We start from the raw sequence: 25,791 nt of genomic DNA, 5'->3' as shown, positions 1-25,791 counted from the left end.
CCTCAGTCCCTCCCCTCGCTCACGCGGGGGGCGGCCATCCCCAGGCGGGCGATCATCCGGCCCTGGATCACCACTTGATCCGCCGGGTAAGTCATGCGGGCGTAGTTTGGGTTCTCGCTGAACAGGGTCACCTCGTCGCCGAAGAGATACACCCGCTTCAAGGTGGCCGTCCCCTCCCCCGGCACAAGGACGACCGCCACCTCGCCGTGCAGCACCTCCGACGCTGGACGCACCAGGACGTAATCGCCGTCCATCACCCCGATTCCCGTCATGGAATCGCCGCGAACGAGCAGGAAGAAGTCGCCCTCACGCACGCCGAGCAGGGCGTCCACGCTGGGAGTGATGTTGTCGGGGCCTGGTCCGCGAACACGGGGGGACCGGCGGCGATCTCGCTGTAGATGGGGATGCCGCTGCCAACCACCGCCTGCGCCTTCTCCGTGAGCACCAAGCCGCCGTAACGCCCAGTTTTGGTCACGTACCCCTTGAATTGAATAGGGTTAACATTGAAGGACTTAGAAGCGGTTATCCAGAGTCAGCCCCCACGCGGTCACGTCGGCTGCGCGACCTCCCCCTCACGCTCAAACCGTTGCTCGCCGTGAGGCTTACAGTTGTCGTATGGGGGGTGCATCGGACTCTGACCACGGGCTGGGCGCAGCGCCCGAGTCCCAGCTTCATCTGCTCGGTTCATTCTCGCTGACGGTTGGCGGCGTGCCGCTCGAACTCAGAGCGCGCAAGGCGCGGGCGCTGCTGGCCCTGCTGGCCCTGGAGGGACCGCGGTCGCGGGAGATGCTCGCGGACATCCTCTGGGGCGACCTGGGTGACGCGGGGGCGCGCAAGAACCTGCGCAAGCTCCTGCACACCCTCCGGGAGACGGGACTGGCCGCCTTCCTCGACACGGGCGGTGAGATCATCGGCTGCCACCTGGGACGCGTGGATGCCCTGGAATTTGAACGGCTGGCGGCGGCGGGCGACCTCGAACAGGCCAGCGCGGTGGGCAACGGCGTGCTGCTTGAAGGGCTGGAGATCGAGTCTGGTCCCTGGATCACCTGGCTAGAGGCGCGCCGGTCCAGCCTGGCCGGGCGGCTGCGCGAGGTTCGGCTGGGTGTGGTGGCGGCGCGTGAGGCGCGCGGCGATGTACGTGGTGCGTTGGCGGTTCTGGCGCAGGCCCTCGACACGGACGCCTTCGACGAACACGCCGTGCGCGAGGCCATGCGGCTGCACCTGAGCCTGGGAGAACGGGCGCATGCGACCGCGCTGTTTGAACGCTTCCGCACCCTCACGGCGTCACTGGACCTCGGGCCAGAGGCGGCCACGCTCCTTCTCGCCGAACGCGCCCGCAGCCGCCCGCCCCCCGAAGCGTGCACCGGTTCCGGCCCGGTCTCGGCGGGCAAGCTCCAGGGACCGCTCGTCGGACGCGAGGCGGCGTGGCTGCACTTGAGCCGCTCCAGCGCTCGCCTGACCGTGCTGGTGGGCGAGCCGGGCGTCGGCAAGACCCGCCTCGCCACCGAGTTCGCGGGCGCGCACGGTGAAGCACTGACCATGCGGGGCCGCGAGGAGACCCGGCACACGCCGCTCTATCCAGCGGCGCAATTCATCCGCGAGGGACTGGAAACCCGCGCGTGGTCTCCGGATCGCCTGGAAGACGTGTGGCGGCTTGAAGTTGCCCGGCTGGTGCCAGAGTGCGCGCCCGAAACCGTGCTGCCGCCCGTGACGGGGGAAGGGCGAGCTCGTTTTCTGGAGGGTCTGGCACGGGCCGTCACTGGCGTGGTGTCGGGGCAGGTGCTGATCCTCGACGACCTGCACTGGTTTGACACGGGAACGCTGGAACTGGTCTCGCATCTCGTGCGGCAGGGGGAAGGGCTGCGCGCCCTCGCCACGGCCCGGGCGCTGGAACTGGAGGCGTCCGGCCCCGCACGGCGAACCGTCGAGGGCCTGCGGCGTGACGGGCTGGCCCAGCGTCTCCATCTGGAACCGCTGGGGGAGGCCGACGTGCTGGCCCTGGTGCAGGGCCTGTCCGGTGCGGGCGGCGGCACCCTGTTCGCGCGGCGGTTGCATGCGGCGTCGCGCGGCAATCCGCTGTACATCCTGGAATTGCTGCGCGGTCTGCTCGAAACCGGTCTGCTCGCCCCCGCACCGGAAGGAGGCTGGGCCACGCCCTTTGACGAGTCGACGCGCGACTACGCGGAGTTGCCGATTCCGCCCTCCCTGCGTGAAACCGTGTTGGGGCGGGTGGACCGGTTGGGGCTGGGCGCACGCCGCCTGCTCGAAGGCGCCGCCATTGCGGGTGATCCCTTCGAGAGCGCGTGGCTGGCCGGGCTGGAGGCGGAAGAGTTTGCCCGGCTGGACGTGCTGGAGGCGGCCTGCCGCGCCGACCTGCTGGAGGAGGTGAACGCTGGCTTTCACTTCCGACACGAGCTGCTGCGCCGCGCGCTCGACGAGGCGCTGACCCCGGAACGGCGGCGGGCCACGCACCACCGGCTGGCCCGGCAATTGCAGGCGGCCCAGGCCCCACCCGAACGCATTGCCGCCCATTTCGAGCGCGCTGGACACGGGGCGGACGCCCTGCCGCACCTGGAGCGGGCGCTGGAGGCCGCTTCGCACGTCTACGCCTTTGACCAGGTGCTGAGCTACAACGCGCGAATGCTCGAACACGAGCGCGACCCGGAGCGGCGCGGTCTCCTGGAACGCCGGCGGCTGTGGTTCCTGGGTCTCGTGACCGACGCGGACAGCTATGAACGGCACCTGACGCACTTCGGGCAGGTGGCCGAGCGCTCGGGCGACCCGGAGCGGCGGGCCGAACACCACTTCATGCGGGGGCTGTTTCACCTGCTCCGCAGCCAGCCGGTGGAACTCGCGGCCCAGGCCGCCGCGATGCTGGCCCTGCCGAACCTCTCTGCCGAGTCCAGGGTCAACGCGCTGTATCTCGACGGGCACGCGCAGACCTTTCTGGGACGCGCCGATCACGCCCTGGAACGCTTTGCTGAGGCCCTGGAACTGCGCCGCCGCACCGGCAGCAGCGACGCGGCGAGCATCACGGCCGGGAACATCGAGAACGGCCTGACCCGGGCCTGCCTGTTGCGCGGAGACTTCGGGCGCGCCGCCGCCCACAACGCGCGCGCCCTGGAAGAGTTCCAGGGAACCACCGACGTGTCGTTGGTCTACGCCCTCAACTGGCAGGGCCACCTCGCGGCGCTCCTGGGCCAGTACGACTTCGCGCGCCTGACCTTCGCGCGGGCGATGGCGCTCGCCTCGCAACGTGGGGAAGCGGGCATCCTGACCTGGGTGCTGCGCCACCGTGCCGCCCTCTTCCTGGCGCTGGGTGAGGCGAGCGCCGTGCTGGAGGACACCGACGAGGCGCTGCGGCTCTCCGCGGGGCAGTACCTGCGGGTGGAGGCCATCGTGACCGGCCTGCGAGCCGAGGCCCTGCGGCTCCAGGGCGCGCTCGGTGAAGCGCTGGGGGCCGCGCGGGCCGCCGTCGCCACCCTAGAACACCTTGGGGCAACAGGCGCGGACCCCGCCGTCATCGAAGCGCGGCTCACGCTGGCGAGACTGCTCCTGGAGTGCGGCGACTTACGGGAGGCCACGAAGGAACTGGGGGCCGTGTACCCCTTGGCCGGGGCCCCCGGGGGGATGACCCTTCCGCTGTACCGGGCCGCGCTCGACACGGTGGTCGCTCACACCGAGCTGCTGGAAGGCCAGAACGTGCGCGCCCTGGAGCGGCTGCGCTCCACACCCTTCCTGGAGAACGCGCCGTTCATGGACCGCGCCGCCCACACCACCGAGTTGGCCCGCGCGCTGGTGCTGTCCGGGGACGCTGCCGCTGCCTTGGAACAGCTTCAGAACCTCGGGCCACCGCCGCCCGTCGCCCCCCGCGTTCTGAATATCCAGCTTCAAGCTCATCTGACCCTCGCCCACGTGCCTCCCGAACTGCTGGAACGCGCCCTGAACCTCGTCGAGTTGGAGGGGGCTGCGCCCACGGACCGGCTTGAGCTGATGGTCACGGTCATAGAGGTGCTGGAAGGTGACCGGCGTAACGCCTCAGCCGTGCGTGCGCTGGCCCAGGCGACCCTTCTGTCGCTCGCGGACAGCCTGGAGGGCCACCTCGAAGGGCGCTCAGGGTTGGTGAAGCGCTTTGACCGCCTGAACGTGTCCTGAGCTCGGGCCGCGTCAGACCACCGCCGGACTAGGAAGAAGCGGTGTGTCGCTGCTCCACGGCCACCACAGGGAACGCGGAGCGCTCCCGGCGGGAACGCCCAGGGAACGGGGCGCCATTTAACCTCGGTCCGGGGTGAAGCCGTGCCACAACGTTCCCAGCCGGGCGAGTCAGAGTCCGCGCCCGCCTACCACCTGGAAGTACACGTCCGGCCCGCGCGTGGGAGTCACGCCTGGGACGCTTCGCTCCAGGGAACGACGCCGGAGGGCCGCCCCATCGACCGGCGCGAGTTCGCCAGCCTGATGGACCTGATGCGCTTTCTGGAGGCGCTGGTGACGGAGCGCGGGCTGCGGTAAGGACCCGGGGACGCCGGATGTCCGCAACGCAGGCCCTGCCACCCCACGCTCTCCCTCAGACCGAACTCACCCGAAAGGAGGCCCAGGGGATCAGCTCGGCTCAACAGGAGGGTTCGCGCTGAAGCGGTCCAGCCCCACAACTTCACCCGAAACACCGGATTTACCGCCCCCACGGGCTGGAGGTCAGCCATGGACAGCACCAGGCCCCGGAACCTCGCTCACCTCACCCCGCCGCCCCGTGCGCCTGGCGCTCTCCGGTACCTCCTGGCGCTGGCGCGCTCCACCTCCCTGAGACCGACCTGTGCGGCGCGGCGAGGCGCCCTGGCTGATGGCTGCTCTGGCCGCTGGGCGGGTTCCATCTGGGGGGTAGCCCGGTCCTGGGGCGCCGCGCCTCGGCGTGGCAGAGCCTCGGCGCGGCGCCAGTCCAGGCCGAATGGGACGAACAGGGCCGCCCCGCCGTGGAGGTACGGCTGCTCCACACCTACGAGGGCCATGACGACCGGGAAAAGTGCTCGGTCTCCGAGGCCCGCTTCAAGGACCCGGCCGCCTCCGGTACCTGGCGCCTGGTGGTGAACCACGAGGCCTCTCTGAACTCGCCGCTGTTTGGCTTCGAGGTGGAGTGCGCCGACGCCCTGCTTGACCTTGAGCTCTGGAACCTGCACATCGACACGCCTAGCCCCCGTCAGCGCTCCCGACTCCAACAGATCGCCCTGTTCCCGGAGTGGCTGGGACGGTTGTGCGTTTCCGGGTGGCCGGAGGAGGTGGCTCTGGACAGCTCCTAGCCTTTCGCGCCCGCCACCGTTCACCCGAGCGCACTCAGGCGCCTTCTTGGCGCGCCGTTCCCCGGGGGAAACCCATGATGACCATCACCCGAACGGGTCTTTGCAGCACCGTCATCGGTGTCCTCACCACCTCGAGCGTCCCCCGGGTGGCCGACACGCCGAAGGCGAGCCGTCCGCACGAGGGCTTCAGCTTCAACGTCACGTCGACAGTGGGAATCCAGCAGTGACATCCATGTGGCTTGGGCCACTCGACTGAGGAGAGAGATATGCAAGAGGCATCCAGAACCAACCCGGCCAACCCCCTGGATCCGCGCAGAACCTACCGGTCCCAGGAGTTCCTGAAACTGGTTAAAACCCACCCCGAACGTGCCAAGAAGGTCGTTGCCAGCGGGATGACCCTGCAAATCTCGGCGCAGCAGGTGGCCGGCCTCGACACCCTGCTCGACCGGGCAGTGGACGAGCAGGGAACTGTCGAAACGTCGGCCATGGAACCCTTCGAGATAACTATGCTCATAGTGGCAGTTGCGACCCTGGTGGCCACGGTCTATGGCGCAACGAAGAGCGGCGGCGACGGCACCACCGTCACCGTCACCGTCACGGGCGACGGCGATGTGAACGTCAACACCGGGGGCGGGGGCGAAGGCCACGGCGACGGCGGCGGCGAGAACGGCGGGGACGGCGGTGGGGACACCGGAGGGGGCGGCTAGTCGAGCGAGCAGCCGACTGGGGCGGGCCGCGCCGCAAGGTGCAGCCCGCGCCGACATGATCGTCAAGCTTTGTGTGTCGCGTGCGACGGAAACGCCGTGCGGCACGCGATTTCGAGTCACGTTCCGCCCACGACAGATTTTCTGGCGACGTGCTTTCCACAGAGGTGGGCTCCATGAGGACGCACTTACACTTCCTTCGTTTTGTCCTTGGATCGGCGGGACTGCTGCTGACGCTGACCGCCTGCGCTGGGAACGGGGGCGGCCCACCGGTCAGCGAGATGATCGGCCCGGCGGGCGGCGCCGTCGCCGATCCGAGCGGCGCCAGGGTCGTGATCCCGCCCGGCGCACTCACCCAAGCCACCGCCATCGCCATCGAGCAGACCTCGGCGGGCGCTCCGGCGCTGCCCGGCGGGTTGACGGCCTTCGGCCCGATGTTCGCGTTCACGCCGCACGGCACCACCTTCGCCGTGCCCGTCACCCTAACGCTGCCCTCCAACTCAACGTCCCTGCCCGCCGGGAGCACGCCGGAGCTGTACAAGACCAACGCCGGGAACCAGTGGGAGCGGGTCGCCGGGGCAATGTTCGGGGCAAACACGGTCAGCGCGTCGGTGACGGGCTTCTCGTTCGCGCAGGTGGTCGTTCCGCCCCTCCAGCGCAACGATCCGCTGCGCGAGTGGACCTTCAGCGACTTCCGGGGCCGGAGCATGACCAAGGCCCAGATCTTCAGCGGCGTCAAGATAGGCGGGCTGTTCGAGGATATCCGGGATTTCGGGCCCGTCAGTAATCTGACCGCCGACCTGCTCGACCACGAGATCACGTCGGTCGGCGGGAACATCATTCCCCAGGACAGGAGGGCCAACGGTCAGGTATTCTCGACGGCGGACGGCGTGACCTACGGGGTGTTCGCCGAGGCCCCCTACGCGACCTTCGTGGGCGAACCGGCGGGGAGTTCCGTGGTGCTGAGGCAGTTTCAGAGTTTCATCAAACGCGCCGAGAACGCCTCGCTGACGTTCACCCTGACGAGCGCGTTCATCGACCTGCGCGACGACGGTGGGGGGTTCGACCACCTCCCCACCGGGGTGCTGGAATGCAACTACCCGCCCAACCAGGTCAGCGCCCAGGACGCCTGCCAGGACTTGGTGAGAGGACAGGTTATCCTCGCAGTGCAGGCGTACACGAACACTTCGACCAATCCGGGCAGGACCTTCTTCTACACGGCGGGAGTTGCCGAGATGCAGGGCCACACGCGCGACTTCCGGGCCACGGTGACGCACTCCATGTCGTCGAGGACTCCCCTGTGGTCCCCCGACGACTTCGAGGCCGACATCTTCAACGACTCCAGGCAGGCCCTGATGAGTTTCAAAGGGCCGCGCACCTACACGGTCGACCTGTCCTCCATCGCCGTCGGTGAGGAGTTCACTCTCGGCAGCACGGCCCTGGCCGAGGCCACCAACCGCCAGGGCAACAAGAGGGGCAATAGCCGCAGGGAACTCGCCTCAGCGGCGTCGGCCTTCCTGCGCGATCCCCTGAGTATCGGCGGCACCACGCTGACGATGACCGGGCTGGAACCGACGAACAACCCGGGGCCGGTGCCGCCGGTCGATGTCCTCGTCGAACCGGCCCCCTGCACCCCCGGTTCCGATCCGGGAGCGGGCGTCCTCCAGTTCAGCGCGGCCGACTACGCCATCGATGAGTTCGGCGGGGCCACGCAGCCCGTCCGGATCACCCGCACGGGGGGGAGCAGCGGCGCGGTGACGGCGACCCTGACCACGGGCGGCGGAACGGCGGTTGCGGGAACGGATTATACGCCCGTCAATGCCACCGTGTTCTTCGCCGACGGCGACACGCAGGCGCGAACCGCCGAGATTCCCATCCTTCAGAACGACGCTGATGAGACGTCCGGCAGGACCGTGAACCTTACCCTGTCGCAACCCGGCGGCTGTGCGGCGCTGGGGCCGCAGAACACGGCGGTGCTGACCCTTCTGGACGACGACCTGCCCCCGCCGCCCCCCGACCCGAACGGCTTCCTCGACCCCACGTTCGGCACGGGGGGCAAGGTGACGACCGAGGGCTTCGGCGGCGACGACTCGGCGATGGCCCTGCAAGCGGACGGCAAGGTCGTGATGGCGGGAGGCTCGACCGACGCCTTCGTGCTCGCGCGCTACAACGCGGACGGCAACCTGGACACGTCCTTCGGCACGGGGGGCAAGGTCACCGCCGACCTGATCCCCGGCGGCATCGTGCAGGAGGTGGCGAACGGGGTCGCCGTCCAGCCCGATGGCAAGATAGTTGTGATCGGGCATACCCGCTCCGGCCCGCCGTTCACCTTTGCCCTGGCCCGCTACAACGCGGACGGCAGCCCCGACACGTCCTTCAGCGCGGGCGGCAAAGTGACGACTGGCGTCAGCGGTCGCGCCTTCGCGGTCGCGCTCCAGCCTGACGGCAAGCTTGTGGTGGCGGGCGACGATCCCGTCTCCGAGGACTTCAGACTTGCGCGGTACAACCCGGACGGCAGCCTCGACGCCCGCTTCGGCAGCGGCGGGGTGGTGACGACCACCAAGGCGGGCGGATCAGAGGTGGCGCGCAACGTGCTGGTGCAGCCGGACGGTAAGATCGTGGTCAGCGGCGACCCCTTCGGCTCGGGAGGCTCGACCGGCATGGCCCGCTACACCGCGGGCGGCAGCCTGGACTCCAGTTTCGGGGCGGGCGGCACGCTGACCCTCACGGGGGCGCGGGTCGGCGCGGGGCTGGCGCTCCAGCCGGACGGCAAGTTCGTTCTGGTGGGCAGCGTTCAGCCTGACCCTGGCATCAACGTCACCCGGTTCGCGCTGAGGCGACTCAACGCCGACGGCAGCCCCGACAGCGGGTTCGGCACTGCCGGGTCGGTCACGACCGCCTTCACCACACAGCAGGACTCGGCCTCGGCGGTCACACTTCAGCGGGACGGCAAGATTCTCGCCTCCGGCCGAAGCGGGCAGGGCAACAAGTTCGCGCTCGCCCGGTACAACGCGGACGGCTCCCTTGACGCCAGCTTCCTGGGTGGCGGCACGACGGAGATCTCCTTCTTCGGCTTCGCGGCCAACGCAGAGAACGTGGTCTTGCAAGCGGACGGCAAGATCGTCCTGGGCGGCTTTGCGCAGACCCTCTCCAACATCGGTTACGCCCTCGCCCGGATCAATCCCTGAGCCCACGACCAGCGTCGGCGTCAATCTCCTGGGCTCCCTGGCCTCGGCGCTGGTGCTGGCGACCCTCTGCACGCGTGACATGGCGGCGCTGCGTCTGCCAGCCACCATCAGCAACCTGACCTTCATGGCCTACGCCGGACTGGCCGATCTGCACCCAGCGCTGCCCCACGCATTGTTGCCGCCAGTCAACCTGTGCCATCTGCTCCAGGCCCAGAGACGCAGCCTCACGTCCGCATAAGGGGAACCACCATGACACAGACCCTCCCGAACTACGCGCTTGGAGCGAGTGATCAAGAAATTGCCCGGCTAGACGGCCAGGCCGCCTCCATCGAGGCTCCGACCCGCCTGTTCTTGCGGGCAGCAGGGATAGAGCCTGGGATGCGGGTGCTTGATCTCGGCACCGGACTGGGCCATGTGGCGAGGCTGGTGGCCGAACTCGTCGGCCCCGAGGGGCAAGTGGTCGGCATCGACACCAGCGCGAGGTTGCTCGAAGTGGCCCGCGAGCGAGCCCATGAATATCCGCAAGTGACCTTCGTGCAGGGCGATGTGCGGACCTGGCGTGACCCTGCCCCGTTCGACGCGGTGGTCGGACGCTTGATCCTGTTTCATCTGCCCGATGCGGGGAACGTGCTGCACCATCAACTCGGGGCGCTGCGCCCGGGCGGCGTAATGCTCATGCTGGACTTTGACCTGGGTTCGTCCCGTGCCGAACCGGCCGTGCCGCTGGTGACCCAGACGCTGGAGTGGGTGATGGCCGCCTTTCGCAGCGCAGGCGCGAGTCCGGTGGTGGGGACCCGGCTGGCGCTGCTGCTGGCCGAGGCGGGCCTCGCGGACGTGCAGACCTTCGGCGTCCAGGGCTACCTCGCCCCAGGCGACCCACGCGGCCCAGCGCTGCTGGGTGGGGTGGTGCGCTCGATGGCACCGCAAATCGTCGCTGCGGGCATTGCCACGCCCGAGCAGATCGGGATCGAGACCCTTTCCCAGCGAATTGCCGCCGCCGTCCAGACGACGGGCTGTGCGGTGCTGCCCCCAGCGCTGGCCGGAGCCTGGGGACGGCGAACCCTCTGAGGGGCCGTCTGGAAGAGCTGGCATCAGTGGAGCCGTATGGGCTTTGACGGGCGGTTCTGTATCCCAGCCTCAACTTGCGCAAACGACCGGACTCTGCTGGCGAAGTCACCGGGTGGGGCGCACACTGAAGAATGTTGCGTCCTAGACAGGTTCCCGAGGTTCCGGCGGAAACCGCTCGCGTTGCCCGCTCAGCCTTCCCCAAGGGCACGATGTTCATGCGCCTGCGTGACGAACTGGGCGTGCTGCTTGTGGACGAGGATTTTGCCCAACTCTATCCAGTCAGGGGGCAGCCTGCGGCTGCGCCCTGGCGCTTGACCCTGGTGACCGTCATGCAGTTCGTGGAGAACCTGAGTGACCGTCAGGCGGCTGATGCCGTCCGAGGGCACTTGGCGTGGAAGTATGCCCTCTCCCTCGGGTTGGGCGACCCGGGCTTCGACTCCAGTATGCTCAGCGAGTTCCGCAGCCGACTTCTGGCCCAGGACAACCCGCTGCTGATGCTCGACCGACTTCTTGACCGCTGTCAGGAACTCGGCTTGTTGCGCCGACATGGGAAGCAGCGGACCAACTCAACTCACGTCCTGGCCGCCATCCGGGTCATGAGCCGTCTGGAACTGATCACCGAAACCGTGCGGGCTGCCTTGAATGCACTGGCTGGCTTTGCCCCCGACTGGGTGCAGCGCGTAGCTGACCCCGCGTGGTACGACCGGTACGCGCACCGCCCCGAGAACTACCGACTTCCTAAAAGCGACACGGCAAGGCGTGAGTACGCAGGGGTGGTGGGCCAGGATGGTCGGGCGCTGCTCGACCTGCTGGGGCAGCCCGATGCCCCCAACGGTGCACTTCACCTCCCCGAGGTTCTGGCGCTCCAGCGATGCTGGAAGCGCCAGTTTGCCGTCGAGAAGGGCAAGCTGCGTTTTCGGGAACGCGAGGAGTTCCCCAAGGAGGGCATGTTGGAGTCCCCCTACGATCCCGAGGCGCGGTACAGCACAAAACGCGGTCGGGAGTGGACCGGCTACCAGGTCCATGTCTCCGAAACCTGTGATGGCGGACTGCCCCACCTGGTCACCCATGTTGCCACGACCATGGCCGAAGTGCATGACGCGTCGCTGGGCCATTAAATTCAGGAACAGCTCTACCAGCGGAATCTCAGCCCGGAACAACACTGGCTGGATGCCGGTTACAACGGCGCGGAGTTGATCGTGGCTGCCCGGGAACAACACGGCACGCAGATCATTGGTCCAGTCCGCCCCAATAGCGCCTGGACCAGCCATGACGAAGGGAAGCGCTTGTATCAGCGCCGCGCGGGGATCGAAGGCACGTTGTCACAGGGCGTACGGGCTTTTGGGCCACGTCGTTGCCGCTATATCGGAACCTGAAAGACGCACCTCCAGCACGTCTTGACGGCACTGGCGATCAACGTGGTCCGTTTGGCGGCTTGATGGGAGGGCGAGCGCCTTATAGGGACGAAGCCCTCACGCTTTGCCCAACTGCGCGCGGCCTGACTTCGCCAGCAGAGTCCGACCGTCTGTGCAATGATGCCGGTGCCCTGACGCAGCACACCCTCCAGAGTTGCGGAGCGGTATTGCAGATTCTCGAATGGCAAGCCTTTTTCGCAACTCGGAGGCCCCTTGCAGTTCAGCTACGCCCGCGTCAGCAGGGCGCATGACCAGGACACCGCCCTCCAACTTCGCGCCCTGAGAGAGGCCGGAGCAGCGCGCGCGTTTACGGAACACGCGTCGGGTGGCCTCTGGGACCGCCCTGAACTCCACAAGATGCTCGACCAGCTCCGGGAGGGCGATGTGGTCTTCGTCTGGAAGCTGGACCGACTCAGCCGCAGCCTCAAGGACCTCCTGCACATGATGGAGCACCTGGGCGCGCGGGGGGCGGGCTTCCGCAGTTTGACGGAGGCCATCGACACGACCACACCCGCAGGCCGGATAATGCAGATGGTCGGTGCGTTCGCCGAGTTCGAGCGCGCCATGATCCGGGAACGGACACGGGTCGGTTTGGAGGAGGCCCGGCTGGAAGGACGGATCGGGGGACGGAGGCACAAGCTCCTGACCCACCAGGAGCGCGAGATCGTGGAGATGGCCAAGGAAGCGGAACACCTCGCTGCCCGGCTGTATGCCCTTGTGCCTCGCGTCAACATTACCCGGCTGCTCCTCAACGTGGACGCGTGAACGGGCTTCACCCGCCACTTCACCCACCTGCGCAATGGGGAGGATGATGATTCTTCTTACATCCTCATCGGCAGTGAAGGCTAGGGAAAGAGTTGCTAGCCCAACCATAACGGGACTACCACGTGTTCCACGTAATCAGGTGTATCAATAGCTACGGTTGAGTGGCCTCAGCCGCACGGCGCTGGTCCGTAAGCCCTTCATGTCGCCTGAATGTTCCTATGCACGGCTTTAGGAGGCCACAGCACATGACCAACACCTCTCGATTCGCACGTGCGCTGGGCTATTACAGCGTCGCCCTCGGCACCACACAACTTCTTGCGAGTGGACCGCTCGCGGAAGCACTGGGCGTGCCGGACCGCACCAGTCGGATCCGCTTGTTCGGCGCTCGGGAACTCGCGCATGCCGCGCTGGTCTTTACGCAGCCGACCGTCGGGATGTGGTCGCGGGTGCTCGGGGACGTGATGGACTTCGCCGCCCTCGGTGCGACCCTGAAGCCCGAGAATCCAGCGCGTGCCCGAGTGGGGCGGCGCTGGGTATCGTGACGGCCACCACTGTCGCAGACACTCTGTGCGCCCTGCAACTCACCGGAGTGGGCGGGCGGGCCTCCGTATCTGAGCAAGGACCCGCGCGTCGCGCCAGCAGGTTGGCGCCCAGCCTCCTTCAACTGGCCCTGGGCGTGGCGGCGGGTGCCGCGCTGTTTGCGATGCGGGGGTCCAGCGCGCCGCTGCCGCAGAACGTCGCGCAGCGCCGTACGCGCGCGGCCACGTCGCGCCAGGAGGTGGAGCGCGCCATCACCATCACGCGGCCCGTCGCGGAGGTATACGCCTTCTGGCGGGACTTCGGGAACCTCGCGCGGTTCATGAGTCACCTGGAGAGCGTGCGGGTGCAGGGACAGGGCCGCTCGCACTGGGTGGCGAAGGGCCCAGCCGGGAGCCGTGTGGAGTGGGACGCGTTGCTGACCGAGGACGAGCCCGAGCGGCACCTCGCGTGGCGCAGCGTGGAGGGCAGCCAGATCATCAACGAGGGACGCGTGGACTTCATTCCCGCGCCCGCCGACCGGGGCACGGAGGTGCGCGTGCGCCTCACGTACCACCCGCCCGCAGGCGCACTGGGCGTGGCGTTCGCGCGCCGGTTCGGGGAGGAACCGGCGCAGCAGGTGGATGAGGACCTGAGGCGCCTCAAGCGCCTGCTGGAGACGGGCGCTGAGCCCACGAACCAGGGGCAGCCGAGCGGCCGGAAGAACCCCGTGACGCGCGGCCTCGCGCAGATGTACGACAACCGGAGGACCGCATGAAAGCGCTGGTGTGGCAGGGCGTGAACCGCGTGGGCGTCGAGACTGTCCCGGACCCGACCATCCTGCAACCGACGGACGCCATCGTGCGGATTACCTCCACCGCCATCTGCGGCAGCGACCTGCACCTCCTCGATGGGTACATTCCCACCATGGTGCACGGGGACATCCTCGGGCATGAATTCATGGGGGAGGTCGTGGAGGTCGGCCGTGAGGTGCGGAAGGTCAAGGTGGGGGACCGGGTCATCGTGCCGTTCCCCATCGCGTGTGGGCACTGCTGGTTCTGCCAGCACGACCTCACCTCCCTGTGCGACAACAGCAATGCCAACGCGAAACTCGCGGAGAAGATGTTCGGGTACGCGCCGAGTGGCATTTACGGGTACTCACACCTCACAGGCGGGTACGCGGGCGGGCAGGCGCAGTTCGCGCGGACGCTGTACGCGGACGACAACCTCTTCAAGATTCCTGGCGGCCTGACGGACGACCAGGTGCTGTTCCTCACCGACATCCTCCCCACCGGGTACATGGGCGCACTGAACTGCGACATCCAGGCGGGCGATACGGTCGCCGTGTACGGCTGCGGGCCAGTCGGGCTGTTCACGATCATGAGCGCGTTCCTGCTGGGCGCGGGCCGTGTGATCGCCATCGACCGCTTCCCGTACCGCCTCGCAAAGGCCGCGGCGCTGGGCGCGGACCCCCTGAATTACGAGCAGGAGGAGGTGCTGGAGGCGCTGAAGCTCCGCACCGGCGGGCGCGGCCCGGACAGCGTGGTGGACGCGGTCGGCATGGAATCGCACGGCCTCGGCCTGGGTGGGCTGGCGGACGCCGTGAAGCAGACCACCCGCGTCCTGGAAAGCGACCGCCCGCACGCGCTGCGCTCCGCGATCATCTCCGTACGCAAGGGCGGTACGGTGAGCGTGCCGGGCGTGTTCGGCGGCTTCGGGGACAAGATTCCACTTGGCGCATTCATGAACAAGGCGCTTACCATGCGCACCGGGCAGACGCACGTGCACCGCTTCGTTCCCAGGCTGCTGGAGCACATCGTGAAGGGCGAGATCGACCCGACGGTCATCATCTCGCACCGCCTCAGCCTGGACGAGGCTCCACACGGGTACCACATCTTCAAGCACAAGGAGGACCACTGCGTGAAGTGCGTCCTCGACCCCTGGGCGGCCCCCAGGCAGGGGAACGCCAGCGGGACCTCCAAGGCGATGGGCGCGGACTGACTCGCGCGGGCGCTCATGTGCCCCCGCCAAAGCGGCGCGGGCGACCACACAGCAACCAGGGAGCGGTGCGAGAGCAACGCAAACGATGCCAGCTCCCCTCGCGCACGGGTGAGCCATCACGGAGGAGGCGGTATGGACGTGGGAAGCCCATTGGGAGGACCGGCCACGAGCGGAATTGCGGACGCGCTCAAGGGGGCGCTTCCGGGGGGAACAGGCAAGGCGAGTCAGGAGCAGCGCCGGGTCACCCTGATCCTCGGCGGGGTTCTGCTGACGCTCGGCCTGCGGCGCGTCTCGTTCGGTGGCGCGGCGCTGGCGCTCGCGGGCGGCGCCCTGCTGTACCGGGAACTGAGCAGGCAGTCCGGTCAAGCTGGGGCGGAAACCCACATGGCCGAGGTGACGCGCTCCATCACCATCGGCAAGTCCGCCGCCGAGCTGTACCGCTTCTGGCGCGAGGGGGGACACCTGCCCCGCGTCATGGGGCACTTCGCCGAGATCACCGAGACGGACATGGATCAGGCGCACTGGACGGTGCGCGTTCCCGGTGGGCGCAGTCTCTCCTGGGACACCCGGGTCGTGGAAAGCCGCCCCGGAGAACTGGTGAGCTGGCAGTCGCTGCCGGGCACCGAGCTGCCCAACCGGGGCGAGGTGCACTTCCGTCCCGCGCCGGGCGACCGCGGCACCGAGGTCACGTTGCGCCTGCACTTCCAGCCGCCCGGCGGCACGCTCGGCGCAGCGGCGGCGAGGGCATTGAACGGGCTGGTGCCGAGCCTGCTGGTAGGAGACGCCCTGCGCCGCTTCAAGAGCCTGGTCGAAACGGGTGAGATTCCCACGCTGGACCGCAACCCCTCGGCCCGGGCGAGCACCGCCTGACTTTCGCCCCGCCGCAGCGAACCCAAGGAGAACCCCCTATGCGCGCACTCTGCTGGGAAGGCGTGAACGACCTGCGGGTCCAGACCGTCCCCGACCCCGAGATCGTCAACCCGCACGACGTGATCCTGCGAATCACGATGTCCACCACCTGCGGCTCGGACCTGCACTTCATCGACGGGTACGTGCCGAGCATGTTGCCCGGCGACGTGATCGGCCACGAGTTCATGGGCGTCGTCGAGGACGCCGGATCCGAGGTGAAGAAAGTCAAGAAGGGTGACCGGGTGGTCGTGCCGTCCTTCGTCGCCTGCGGGGACTGCTGGTACTGCCAGCACGACCTGTACTCGCTGTGCGACAACACCAATCCCAACGCCGAGGTGCAGGCGCCGCTGCTGGGCTATCCGACGGGAGCGTGTTTCGGGTACACCCACGCCTTCGGGGGGTACGCCGGATCGCACGCCCAGTACATGCGGGTGCCGCACGCCGACGTGGGCTGCTTTCAGGTTCCCGAGGGGCTGCGCGACGAGCAGGTCCTCTTTTTATCCGACGCCGCCCCCACCGGATACATGGGCGCCGACTTCTGTGACATCCAGCCCGGCGACATCGTGGCCGTGTGGGGCTGCGGCGGCGTGGGCCTGATGGCCCAGCAGAGCGCCTTGTTGCTCGGGGCCGAGCGGGTCATTGCCATCGACCGCTTCCCGGAGCGGCTGAAGATGGCGCGCGACCATATCGGCTCGGAGACCATCAACTACGCCGAAACGCCCGACGTGCTCGCCATCCTCCACGAGATGACAGGTGGGCGCGGCCCCGACGCCTGCATCGACGCGGTGGGGATGGAGGCGCACGGCACCGGACCCGGCTACCTGTACGACAAGGCCATGCAGACGCTGCGCCTCGTGACCGACCGGGGGCAGGCACTGCGGCAGGCCATCATGGCAGTCCGCAAGGGCGGCACGCTTTCCGTCCTGGGCGTGTACGGCGTGATGGACAAGTTCCCTATCGGGGTGATCATGAACAAGGGCCTCACGGTGCGCAGCGCCCAGCAACACGGCCAGCACTACCTGCCCAGACTGCTGGAGCACGCGGTGAAGGGCGAACTCGATCCTTCCTATCTCGCCACGCACCGCTTCTCGCTGGAGGACGGGCCGCGCGCCTACCAGATGTTCAAGAACAAGGAAGACGGCCTCGTGCGCGCGGTCTTCACACCCTGACGGTCGGCAAGAGGCCGAGAAAGGAGGGGGGCCATGAACCGGTCTCAACACTCCTCAGCAGGATGACCATCGCAGCGAGTTGAACCCTCCCCAAGTTGTTCTCGGTACAGCGCCCGAACCGCACGACTCCCCGGTCGCAGCGGCCCTCAAGGAGAACGCTGAACTGTTCGGGCGGGCACCCGACCTCGAGAAGGGGGAGGTCATGGCGGCCAAGCTCCCCGGGGAGAGGAGGCCCCGAAGAGGAACAGACGGGACAGCGAGCGGTCGGCAGCCTGTTCAACGCCACCACAGGGACGCGTCCCCTGGAACAGGAGGAACACCATGAAAGCCGTCGTCTACAACGGTTCCCGCGATGTGGCGGTAAAGAACGTCCCGGATGCCCGGATTCAGCGTCCCACCGATGTCCTGGTCAGGATCACCAGCACCAACATCTGCGGCAGCGATCTCCACATGTACGAGGGCCGCACCGACTTCGAGAAGGGCAGCATCTTCGGACACGAGAACTTCGGCGAAGTGATCGAGGTCGGCGAGGCGGTCGACCGGGTGAAGGTCGGGGACCTGGTGGTCTTGCCCTTCAACATCGGCTGCGGCTTTTGCAAGAACTGCGAGAGGGGCCTAAGTGCTTTCTGCCTCACGACCGCCAACCCTGGCATGGCCGGTGCGGCCTACGGCTTTGCCGACATGGGGCCTTACCCGGGCGGGCAGGCCGAACTCCTGCGGGTACCCTACGGGGACTACAACTGCCTGCTGCTTCCCCCGGACGCCCGGGAAAAGGAGGCCGACTACGTGATGGTGGCCGACATCTTCCCGACCGGCTGGCACGCGACCCGGCTGGCGGGGCTGTGCCCCGGCGAGTCGGTCGTGGTCTACGGCGCCGGTCCCGTGGGCCTGATGGCGGCCTACTCCGCCATGCTTCAGGGGGCCTGCATGGTGATGGTGGTGGACCACCACGCCGACCGGTTGCGGCTCGCCGAGAGCATCGGGGCCATCCCCATCGACGACTCACAGGTGAACCCGGTGGACCGGGTGCTGGAACTGACCAACGGGATCGGGGCGGACCGGGGCTGCGAGTGCGTGGGGTATCAGTGCCACGACCATCACGGCAAGGAGATTCCCGGGTTGACCATGAACAACCTGGTGAAATCGGTGAAGTTCACCGGGGGAATCGGCGTGGTGGGCGTCTTCGTGCCGCAGGACCCGGGCGGGGCCACCAAGCTCGCCAAAGAAGGCGAGATTCCCTTCGACTGGGGCATGTTCTGGTTCCGGGGGCAGCATGTGGGCACCGGGCAGTGCAACGTCAAGGCGTACAACCGCCAGTTGCGGGACCTGATCTCGGTGGGCCGGGCCAAACCTTCCTTCATCGTCTCGCACCATCTGCCGCTGGACGAGGCGCCTGACGCTTACAAGAACTTCGACGAACGCAACGACGGCTGGACCAAGGTAATCCTCCACCCCGGCACCTGACTTCAGGCAGAACGTGGGGGCAGCAGAACCCTTCTGCTGCCCCCGCCTCCAATCACCCGTGACTTCTCGTCAGGAGAATACGATGAACGATCAGGCGCAAAACTTGCCCACCGACGAACCCGTCGGAACGCTGGAGGTGGTGGCGACCTTTGGCGGCGCGATGCTCACGGGCGTGACGGTGTCCCACACGGGGCGCATCTTCATCAACTTCCCCAAGTGGGGCGACGACGTGCGATTCACGGTCGCCGAATTGCGGGACGGACAACCGGTGGCCTACCCGGATCAGGCGACGAACGACACCGATCCGGATGACCCTGCCGCCGCCCTGGTGTCGGTGCAGAGTGTCGTGGTCGATCCGGCCGACCGGCTGTGGATGCTCGACACCGGCAGTCCGATGTTCCAGCCCACGCAGTACGGAGGGCCGAAGCTCCTGTGCGTGGACCTGGCGACGGATCAGGTGGTCCAGACGATTCTCTTCCCGCAGGACGTGGCCCTGCCCACCACGTACCTCAACGACGTGCGCTTCGACCTGCGGCGCGGTGAGGCGGGGATGGCCTTTATCACCGACTCGGCGCAGCAGGGACCCAACGGCCTCATCGTGGTGGACCTCGCCAGCGGTGAGAGCTGGCGGAAGTTGCACGACCATCCCTCCACCAAGGCGCGGGACCTGCAAGATTTCCTCCCCATCGTCGAGGGACGGCCTTTTCTGGAACGGCAGGACGGAGAGGTCAAGCAGGGTGCGGGGATGGGATCGGACGGCATCGCCATCTCGGCCGACGGCTCACGCCTGTACTACTGCCCGCTCGGCAGTCGGCGGCTTTACAGCGTGAGCACCGATGCCCTCGCGGACCGCTCCCTGGAGGACCAGGCGGTCGCCGCCGCCGTCCGGGACGAAGGGGACCGGGGCGGGGCCTCGGACGGGCTGGAGTCCGACGCGGACGGGTACATCTACTCCGGGAACTACGAACACAACGCCATCCTGCGGCGCAAGGAAGGGGGCGTGTGGGAGACCGTCGTTCACGACCCACGCCTGCTGTGGCCCGATACCCTGTCCGTGGCGAATGATGGCTACCTCTACGTGACCGCCAATCAACTCCACCGTCAGGCGCGCTATCACGGCGGGCAGGACCTGCGCCGCAAGCCCTATAGCCTCTTCCGAATCAGGATCGACGCCCAGCCCGTCCTGTTACGGTGATGGACCAACGGTTGGGTCAAACGGAACTGCTGGCCTGCCGGGCCAGGGCGTGGGCCTCGCCGGACAGCGTCGGGCTGCTGGTCGGCCCCACCGTCCTGATCCTGACCGACGGCCGCCAGGGCGCGGTCCTCAGCGACGCGGGCACCCGCCTCCTGACGCTCAGCAGCAAGCAGCAGCGCTTCCCTGCTGTGCCAGACCATCGTGATGGCGGACCACGCGGTCGATGCCCAGGAGCTGGCAAGCTGCACCAGCAACGGGTCGAGTCCACCTCCACGTCCCTCTCGGAGATCAGGCCGGTCAAGTGAGCTCCCTCCCTCCCCCGGGGGCCAGGGAGGGAACCATGCCCGGTCCGGACCTGAACGACCTGCGCCCCGACCGGCCGAGGTGAGACGTGGACAGGATTCCAGGCAGCACCAACGAGCTGGGGGACGAGACGGCCCCGGGCACCTGGCGGCGTCCCGACCGGCCGCTCTTTGAACCCCCGCGCCTGCGGACCGGCGAGCAGGGGGAGCGCCAGACGACGTGGATGGAGCTGTTCTTCGACCTCGTCTTCGTGGTGGCGGTGGACCAGGTGGCGCGGCGGCTGGAAGGGGGCGTCATGGGAAGCGCCGTCCTGGGCTTCCTGGTCCTGGCAGTCCCGGTCTGGTGGGCCTGGGTTGGCTACGTCTACTACGTGGACCGCTTCGGCACCGACGACCTGAGTGACCGCCTGATCACGCTGGTCCAGATGGGGCTGGCGCTGATGCTCGCCCTGCGGGCGCAGGACGCCCTGGGGCCGGGGGCTGCAGGGTTCGCGCTCGCCTACGGGGCGTTCCGGCTGGTCCTGGCCCTCGGTTACGCCCATGCGGCGCGGGCGGCCCCCGAGGCGCGGGCACCCGCCTCACACTTCGCGCTGGGCTATGGCCTCGCGGCGCTGCTGTGGCTGGTCTCGGCGCTGGTGCCCGCGCCTGCCCGCTTCTGGCTGTGGGGCGCCGCCTTCCTGGTGGATATCGGCACCCCGCTGGTGCTGGCGGGCTGGAACGTCCGCTTCCCGCCCAACACCGGGCACCTCCAGGAGCGCTTCGGCAACTTCACGCTGATCGTCCTGGGCGAGAGCACCGTGGGGGTGGTGGAGGGCCTCCGCCAGCAGACCCAGGGACCGGCGGTGGGAATCGCGGCCCTGGCGCTGCTGCTGGCCTTCGCGCTGTGGTGGGTGTACTTCGAGACGTCGGACGGTGCGGCAGTTCAGGCCGTCAGGAAGGGCCGCACCACGCCCTACAACACCTGGCTGTACGCCCACCTGCCCTTCACGGTGGGCATCGGGGCCGGGGCGATGGGCGTCATGCACGCCATCCGTGAGGCCGCGCAACCGGCCCTGCCCGACCCGTCGCGCTGGCTGCTGGCGGGAGCCACCGCGCTGTGCTTCGCGGCGCTCGCCGTCATCAACTGGTCTTACCTGGCCTCGGGCAGCCGCTGGAATGGCCCGCAGGTGGGCTGGAACCTCCTCGCGGCGGGGCTGGCGCTGGGCATCGCGGCCTTCGCGGGCGGCCTGCCCGCCCTCGGCGTGATGGGGCTGCTCACGGCGGCGAGCCTGCTGCCGGTCGGGTTGGACCTCGGGCGCCGCGCCCGCCGCCAGGGCGGATGAGGGCCACGGACCGGGGCTGAGCCGGTCCCCCGACTCCGGACGAGCTGTCCGAGCAGGCCACCAGATTTGGACGTGCAAGCGTCACTGCGACCATTCGCTGAAGCATCCTTGGTGGGATCGCCAGCGCATCGTCGCAACGTGTGCCTCGACCTGATGCGGCCCTGCTCCGGGTGACGCGGGTGCGGCTGCCGGTCGTGTGGCTCTGGTTCAGGATCGTCGGGACGAGTCCTAAACCCCCGGGCCACCCACGGTGGTGGAGGGGAGACGGCGCGACCACCGGCCTGCCTATGGGACAGGTCACCGCGGCTAAGGTTGCACAACCATCCGTTTGTGCAACCTTGACGTACGATTAGGGCCAACTCGTGTTGTGACCCCAGGTCCAGCAGCACCAGGTCCGGCAGAACCTCCAAGCCCCGCAGCAGGTCCAGCGCCTCCCGGCCGTCGCGGGCGACCCGCACCTCACACCGCGCGTCGCTGAGTTCCAAGGCGACACGCGCCAGTTCCAGATCGCGCGGGTTGTCCTTGACGGTAAGCAGCAACCCCAGCATGGCGCTCCTCTCGGCAGAGCGGGCACCTGCGGGTGCCCCGTCCGGTTGGACCAGCTTCTACGAAGTACGGTTAAATGCCACACACCCATGGGGGACCCGGGACCCTTTCGCTGATCCCGGCCGCCCTCAACAACCTCCTTTGACGTCTTGCCCTGCTTCAGGCCGTAAGGCAGCGGTGAGACGGCAGAAGCCATGCTTAGGAATCTCTTGGCGGGTGGGTTTCACACGCCTAAGGGTGGCCCCCACCTATGAACCACACCCTGCAACCGCGCGGCCTGCTCGTGGCCCTCGTCGGGCTGGCGACCCTCCACCTCCTGTGGGTGCTGAGCGGCGCTGGTCCTGAACATTTGCGCCCCTACCTCGGCAACTTCATCTACTTCCCGATCTACGCCCTCAGCGCCGCCCTCGCCCTCCAGACCGGCAGGCGGCACACCGGAACCGAGCGCCAGGCCTGGACCTGGCTGGCCCTCGGCATCTTCAGTTGGGGACTGGGGCAGGCGGTTTACACCTACCTGTACATCGTCACGGACACCAATCCCTTCCCGTCCCTCGCCGACGTGGGGTACCTCGCCCTGATCCCCTGCTTCCTGCTTGGGATCGTGCACTTCCCGCGCTTCACTCACGGTCGCCTGCAAAACGCGGCCTTTCTGCTCGACATCGTGATCGTGGTGCTCGCCTTCGGGGACCTGCTGTGGGTGCTCGACGTGCAGGCCACGGTGGAGGCCTACCGGGGACAGCCCTTCGCGCTGTCCATCGCACTCGCCTACCCCCTGACGGACCTCGTGCTCTGCGCGCTGCTGCTCGGCCTGATCCTCTGGCGACCCCGGCATCTGTCAGCCCACCAACTCTGGACACTGGCCCTGGGGCTCGTGCTGTTCCTGATCGGGGACCTGGTGTACGCCTACCGCACCAGCAAGGAGCTGTACGAGTTGGGGCAGCCCCTCGACGCCCTCTGGTCCTGGGGAGCGGTGTTCTTCGGCCTGGCGGCCTATGCCAGCCGGGCGGGAGCAGCGCGAGCCGTCCCCGTCGGCACTTCCCAGGGCGCACGCACGAGCGCCCGGCAGCTCCTGGTGCCCAACGCGGCCATCGTGGTCACCTACGCGCTGTTCTTTCTGCTGCACACCCCCCTGCTGGGCCAACACGAGAACTTTGATCCTGTCGTGGGGGTCGTCACCCTGCTCGTGCTCCTGCGCCAGGGACTGGGCCTGCTCGACAATGCCCGGCTCCACCGCCGCCTCGCTCACCAAGCCGAACACGACCACCTGACCGGGCTGTACAACCGTGTCAACCTCCAGCCGTACCTGGCGGACGCCATCCACAAGGCCTGCGAGCACCACCACCTGGTGGCGGTCCTCTTTCTCGATCTCGACCGCATGAAGCTCGTCAACGACTCGTTCGGTCACCCCGCTGGGGACTGGGTGCTCAAGGAGATGGGAGCCCGGCTCGCCGGAGTCATGCAGGGGGAGCACATCCTCGCCCGCGTGGGCGGCGACGAGTTCGTGGTGATCCTGACGGGGCTTGACCACGTGGATCAGGCGGCCAGGACCGCCGAACGGCTGCTGGCCGTCGTCGGTGCTCCCGTGCAGGTCCAGGGCCAGCAGGTGTTCCTGACGGCGAGCATCGGGGTCACGGTCTGCCCCAGGGACACGGATGACGCCGAGACCGCGCTGAAGCAGGCGGACATCGCCATGTATCAGGCCAAACGCCAGGGCAAGAACACTTGGCGGTGGTTCGACGAACGGGACAACCTGACCGCCGTGGAGCAGGTGCGCCTGGACACCCACCTTCGCCTGGCCCTGGCGCAGAACGAGTTCGAGGTGCATTACCAGCCCATCGTCGGGCTCGGGGACGCGGGTGTGGTGGGCTACGAGGCGCTGCTGCGCTGGACGTCTCCGGTATTGGGTCCGGTGCCCCCGGCCAAATTCATCCCGGTGGCTGAGGCGCACGGATTGATCGAGCCGCTGGGAGAGTGGGTGTTGCGCGCGGCCCTGGCGCAGGTCCGCACCTGGCGGAGGACCGGCGGTCCCACCGTGTACGTCTCGGTGAACGTCTCCCCGCTGCAATTCTCGCGGGAAGGCTTTGTCGCCGGGATCGCGGCGCTCCTGACCGAGAGCACCCTGCGGGGAGAGGCCCTGATGCTCGAACTGACGGAGAGCGCGCTGATCACGGACGTCCCCACCTCCGTGGGGAAGCTGCGGGAATTGCGGGCCCTGGGCGTGCGGGTGGCCCTGGACGACTTCGGCACGGGCTATTCGAGCCTGAGTTACCTCCGGCAACTGCCCGTGCAGGTCCTGAAGGTGGACCGATCCTTTGTGAACGCCCTGGACGATGAGGGCGTGACGCTGGTGCAGGCGGTGGTGACGATGGCCCACGGCTTAGGCCTGATGGTGGTGGCGGAGGGCATCGAGGAGACCGGCCAGGCCGAAACCCTGCGGACGTTGAGGTGTGATCTTGGACAGGGGTACCTCTTCGGGCGCCCAGCGCCGGCGGTCCCAGTTGACCCTGCCCAGGAACAGCGGGGTTCCCCCGAGTCTAACGCTGGGAAGTTGGAGAGGGGTCAGTCGGGCGGTCTCTTCGCACCCGGCCTGACGGCGGTCTCTTCGGACTGAGGGATGGTGCCCGGCGGGGAATGGAGAGGAACTGGAAGGACACCCTTTCTTCTGGTGGTTGTGGCAAGTTGTTCGGGTAGGGTGACGCGGTGCCCTGCGGTCAGAAGCTCCCCGGCTATCGTTTTCCTCTCGCCGTGATCGGCTATGCCGTGTGGTTGTACCACCGCTTCACGCTCAGCTATCGGGATGTCGAAGAACTGCTGCTGGAACGAGGAATTTGCGTCACCCGTGAATCTATCCTGACGTGGTGCATCAAGTTCAGCGACTTCTTTGCCCAGGGACTGCGCCAGCGAGAACCCCGACGGGGTTCTCGCTGGCATCTCGACGAAATGCACGTGGACGTCGGCGGGGTCAAACACTGGCTGTGGCGAGCCGTCGATGAACGTGGAGCTGTGCTGGACGTCTTCCTTCAGCAATACCGGGATACCGAGGCCGCCCGCTCGTTCTTCGCTCGCCTGCTCGGTGAATACGAGGTTCCCGAGGTTATCCATACGGACAAGCTCTGGAGTTATGGTGCAGCGCTTCGGGAACTTCCCGTGCTCCACACCGTGGAGCACGTCCGGGTTGTGTCCACAGCCCGTTGCAATAATTTGATCGAACAGTCCCATCGACCGACACGTCAGCAGGAACGACAACAACGAGGATTCAGGTCACGAAAACGCGCTCAGGGCTTCCTCGACCTGCACGCCCGCATCAGCAACCTCCATCACCCAGCCCGCCCGACCGTTCCCGCTTGCTACCGTCGTCATCACCAACAAGCCGCCTTTAAGACGTGGCAAGAAGCCGTGTCGCAGGCGGCCTGAACTTCAGGCCGCCTGCCTTCCCGCAGCCCCTCTGCTCCCTTGAAGCCAACAACTTGCCACAACCCACCTCATTGTAGGCAGGCCGGTTTCAGGCCATGCTGGAGAGCACCTCAATCGAGGCCCATCGCCTGGAGGTCGTCGGCGAGGGCTTGCAGGGCTGTCTGCCGCTGGGCATCCAATCTCGCCTTGTATGCGAGGACGTCTTCCAGGTACAGCCGGCGCCGGGGACCGACCTTGCGATGGGGAAGGACCCCTTCCTCGACCAACTTGACCAGGTAGGGGCGGCTGACATTGAGGAGGTCAGCGGCCTGCTGAGTGCTGATCTCCCGGTCGAGGGTCACGACCTGCACGGCCTTGCCTGCGGCGAGTTGACCGAGGAGGTCTTCGAGGATCCCTGCGAGACGGGCAGGGACCTGCCCGGCCTGAGACTGGAGCTGTTCGAGCTGGGTACGGGCGGCTTCAGCCTCAGAAGGGGTGGGAAGAAAGGGTGTGGTCATGGCAGAACCTCCTGGTCCCACTTCA

General features: G+C 67.7%; 21 protein-coding genes and 2 pseudogenes. 21 read left to right on the top strand and 2 right to left on the bottom strand.

Translation table 11 applies throughout. The features are described from left to right. Nucleotides 1-2 precede the first annotated feature (2 nt). Entirely contained in the window at nt 3-332 is a 330-nt protein-coding gene (locus tag DAETH_RS18935; RefSeq protein WP_264777651.1) for a LexA family protein, read from the bottom strand. A gap of 283 nt (nt 333-615) precedes the next feature. Here DAETH_RS18935 and DAETH_RS18930 point away from each other — a divergent pair, with 283 nt between their 5' ends. From DAETH_RS18930 to DAETH_RS18830, 21 genes and pseudogenes are all read left to right on the top strand, one after another. After that, nucleotides 616-4,155, top strand: a complete 3,540-nt coding sequence (locus tag DAETH_RS18930) for an ATP-binding protein (protein ID WP_264777650.1) — start codon at nt 616-618, stop codon at nt 4,153-4,155. A gap of 141 nt (nt 4,156-4,296) precedes the next feature. Continuing rightward, nucleotides 4,297-4,509 (top strand): hypothetical protein, encoded by a 213-nt coding sequence (locus tag DAETH_RS18925; protein WP_264777649.1) that lies wholly within the window; start codon nt 4,297-4,299, stop codon nt 4,507-4,509. Between the two features lie 458 nt (nt 4,510-4,967). After that, complete coding sequence (locus DAETH_RS18920; protein WP_264777648.1) at nt 4,968-5,291, top strand: hypothetical protein; 324 nt, start codon at nt 4,968-4,970, stop codon at nt 5,289-5,291. A 74-nt stretch (nt 5,292-5,365) separates the two neighbouring features. Then, nucleotides 5,366-5,518 carry a hypothetical protein gene (locus tag DAETH_RS18915; protein ID WP_264777647.1) on the top strand — a complete coding sequence of 51 codons (153 nt, stop codon included), beginning with the start codon at nt 5,366-5,368 and terminating at the stop codon, nt 5,516-5,518. Nucleotides 5,519-5,557: 39 nt separating this feature from the next. Then, nucleotides 5,558-5,998, top strand: a complete 441-nt coding sequence (locus DAETH_RS18910) for a hypothetical protein (protein ID WP_264777646.1) — start codon at nt 5,558-5,560, stop codon at nt 5,996-5,998. Between the two features lie 173 nt (nt 5,999-6,171). Then, nucleotides 6,172-9,183: a Calx-beta domain-containing protein gene (locus DAETH_RS18905; protein WP_264777645.1), complete on the top strand. Its 3,012-nt coding sequence runs from the start codon at nt 6,172-6,174 to the stop codon at nt 9,181-9,183. 52 nt (nt 9,184-9,235) lie between these two features. Continuing rightward, a complete protein-coding gene (locus DAETH_RS18900) occupies nt 9,236-9,421 on the top strand; it encodes a hypothetical protein (RefSeq protein ID WP_264777644.1) in 186 nt (61 codons plus the stop codon). Nucleotides 9,422-9,432: 11 nt separating this feature from the next. Further along, nucleotides 9,433-10,251 carry a class I SAM-dependent methyltransferase gene (locus tag DAETH_RS18895; protein WP_264777643.1) on the top strand — a complete coding sequence of 273 codons (819 nt, stop codon included), beginning with the start codon at nt 9,433-9,435 and terminating at the stop codon, nt 10,249-10,251. Nucleotides 10,252-10,382: 131 nt separating this feature from the next. Beyond that, nucleotides 10,383-11,690, top strand: a pseudogene (locus DAETH_RS18890) (transposase). A gap of 189 nt (nt 11,691-11,879) precedes the next feature. Continuing rightward, a pseudogene (locus DAETH_RS18885) lies at nt 11,880-12,413 on the top strand (recombinase family protein); the annotation flags it as partial. A gap of 263 nt (nt 12,414-12,676) precedes the next feature. Then, on the top strand, nt 12,677-12,973 hold the full coding sequence (locus tag DAETH_RS18880; protein WP_264777641.1) for a hypothetical protein: 297 nt from the start codon (nt 12,677-12,679) through the stop codon (nt 12,971-12,973). A 101-nt stretch (nt 12,974-13,074) separates the two neighbouring features. After that, nucleotides 13,075-13,725 (top strand): SRPBCC family protein, encoded by a 651-nt coding sequence (locus DAETH_RS18875; RefSeq protein WP_264777640.1) that lies wholly within the window; start codon nt 13,075-13,077, stop codon nt 13,723-13,725. After that, nucleotides 13,722-14,948: a zinc-dependent alcohol dehydrogenase gene (locus DAETH_RS18870; protein WP_264777639.1), complete on the top strand. Its 1,227-nt coding sequence runs from the start codon at nt 13,722-13,724 to the stop codon at nt 14,946-14,948. Before DAETH_RS18875 ends, DAETH_RS18870 begins: the two co-directional genes overlap by 4 nt. A 132-nt stretch (nt 14,949-15,080) precedes the next feature. Further along, a complete protein-coding gene (locus DAETH_RS18865; protein ID WP_264777638.1) occupies nt 15,081-15,818 on the top strand; it encodes an SRPBCC family protein in 738 nt (245 codons plus the stop codon). Nucleotides 15,819-15,856: 38 nt separating this feature from the next. Beyond that, complete coding sequence (locus tag DAETH_RS18860; RefSeq protein WP_264777637.1) at nt 15,857-17,026, top strand: zinc-dependent alcohol dehydrogenase; 1,170 nt, start codon at nt 15,857-15,859, stop codon at nt 17,024-17,026. A gap of 321 nt (nt 17,027-17,347) precedes the next feature. Beyond that, nucleotides 17,348-18,490 carry a glutathione-independent formaldehyde dehydrogenase gene (locus tag DAETH_RS18855; RefSeq protein ID WP_264777636.1) on the top strand — a complete coding sequence of 381 codons (1,143 nt, stop codon included), beginning with the start codon at nt 17,348-17,350 and terminating at the stop codon, nt 18,488-18,490. Between the two features lie 82 nt (nt 18,491-18,572). Continuing rightward, nucleotides 18,573-19,685, top strand: a complete 1,113-nt coding sequence (locus tag DAETH_RS18850) for a major royal jelly family protein (protein ID WP_264777635.1) — start codon at nt 18,573-18,575, stop codon at nt 19,683-19,685. Further along, on the top strand, nt 19,685-19,990 hold the full coding sequence (locus DAETH_RS18845; protein ID WP_264777634.1) for a hypothetical protein: 306 nt from the start codon (nt 19,685-19,687) through the stop codon (nt 19,988-19,990). The genes DAETH_RS18850 and DAETH_RS18845 overlap by 1 nt, the downstream gene beginning before the upstream one ends. An 86-nt stretch (nt 19,991-20,076) precedes the next feature. Continuing rightward, nucleotides 20,077-21,309 carry a low temperature requirement protein A gene (locus DAETH_RS18840; protein WP_264777633.1) on the top strand — a complete coding sequence of 411 codons (1,233 nt, stop codon included), beginning with the start codon at nt 20,077-20,079 and terminating at the stop codon, nt 21,307-21,309. 796 nt (nt 21,310-22,105) lie between these two features. Further along, nucleotides 22,106-24,466 (top strand): putative bifunctional diguanylate cyclase/phosphodiesterase, encoded by a 2,361-nt coding sequence (locus DAETH_RS18835; RefSeq protein ID WP_264777632.1) that lies wholly within the window; start codon nt 22,106-22,108, stop codon nt 24,464-24,466. An 89-nt stretch (nt 24,467-24,555) separates the two neighbouring features. Continuing rightward, on the top strand, nt 24,556-25,269 hold the full coding sequence (locus DAETH_RS18830; protein ID WP_264777631.1) for an IS6 family transposase: 714 nt from the start codon (nt 24,556-24,558) through the stop codon (nt 25,267-25,269). A gap of 110 nt (nt 25,270-25,379) precedes the next feature. Here the strand turns inward: DAETH_RS18830 and DAETH_RS18825 are convergent, their stop codons facing one another. Next, complete coding sequence (locus tag DAETH_RS18825) at nt 25,380-25,766, bottom strand: helix-turn-helix domain-containing protein (RefSeq protein WP_264777630.1); 387 nt, start codon at nt 25,764-25,766, stop codon at nt 25,380-25,382. Nucleotides 25,767-25,791: the final 25 nt, after the last annotated feature.

It is taken from the genome of Deinococcus aetherius (assembly GCF_025997855.1).
GTDB lineage: Bacteria > Deinococcota > Deinococci > Deinococcales > Deinococcaceae > Deinococcus > Deinococcus aetherius.
The sequence above is the reverse complement of the archived record's forward strand: the minus strand, read 5'-3'. Positions and strand labels throughout refer to the sequence as shown.

Bases quoted from the DNA above. Each gene is read 5' to 3' on its own strand.
- DAETH_RS18930 (WP_264777650.1), top strand. From the start codon at position 616: ATGGGGGGTGCATCGGACTCTGACCACGGGCTGGGCGCAGCGCCCGAG.
- DAETH_RS18915 (WP_264777647.1), top strand. From the start codon at position 5,366: ATGATGACCATCACCCGAACGGGTCTTTGCAGCACCGTCATCGGTGTC.
- DAETH_RS18910 (WP_264777646.1), top strand. From the start codon at position 5,558: ATGCAAGAGGCATCCAGAACCAACCCGGCCAACCCCCTGGATCCGCGC.
- DAETH_RS18905 (WP_264777645.1), top strand. From the start codon at position 6,172: ATGAGGACGCACTTACACTTCCTTCGTTTTGTCCTTGGATCGGCGGGA.
- DAETH_RS18895 (WP_264777643.1), top strand. From the start codon at position 9,433: ATGACACAGACCCTCCCGAACTACGCGCTTGGAGCGAGTGATCAAGAA.
- DAETH_RS18880 (WP_264777641.1), top strand. From the start codon at position 12,677: ATGACCAACACCTCTCGATTCGCACGTGCGCTGGGCTATTACAGCGTC.
- DAETH_RS18870 (WP_264777639.1), top strand. From the start codon at position 13,722: ATGAAAGCGCTGGTGTGGCAGGGCGTGAACCGCGTGGGCGTCGAGACT.
- DAETH_RS18865 (WP_264777638.1), top strand. From the start codon at position 15,081: ATGGACGTGGGAAGCCCATTGGGAGGACCGGCCACGAGCGGAATTGCG.
- DAETH_RS18860 (WP_264777637.1), top strand. From the start codon at position 15,857: ATGCGCGCACTCTGCTGGGAAGGCGTGAACGACCTGCGGGTCCAGACC.
- DAETH_RS18855 (WP_264777636.1), top strand. From the start codon at position 17,348: ATGAAAGCCGTCGTCTACAACGGTTCCCGCGATGTGGCGGTAAAGAAC.
- DAETH_RS18850 (WP_264777635.1), top strand. From the start codon at position 18,573: ATGAACGATCAGGCGCAAAACTTGCCCACCGACGAACCCGTCGGAACG.
- DAETH_RS18845 (WP_264777634.1), top strand. From the start codon at position 19,685: ATGGACCAACGGTTGGGTCAAACGGAACTGCTGGCCTGCCGGGCCAGG.
- DAETH_RS18835 (WP_264777632.1), top strand. From the start codon at position 22,106: ATGAACCACACCCTGCAACCGCGCGGCCTGCTCGTGGCCCTCGTCGGG.
- DAETH_RS18825 (WP_264777630.1), bottom strand. From the start codon at position 25,766: ATGACCACACCCTTTCTTCCCACCCCTTCTGAGGCTGAAGCCGCCCGT.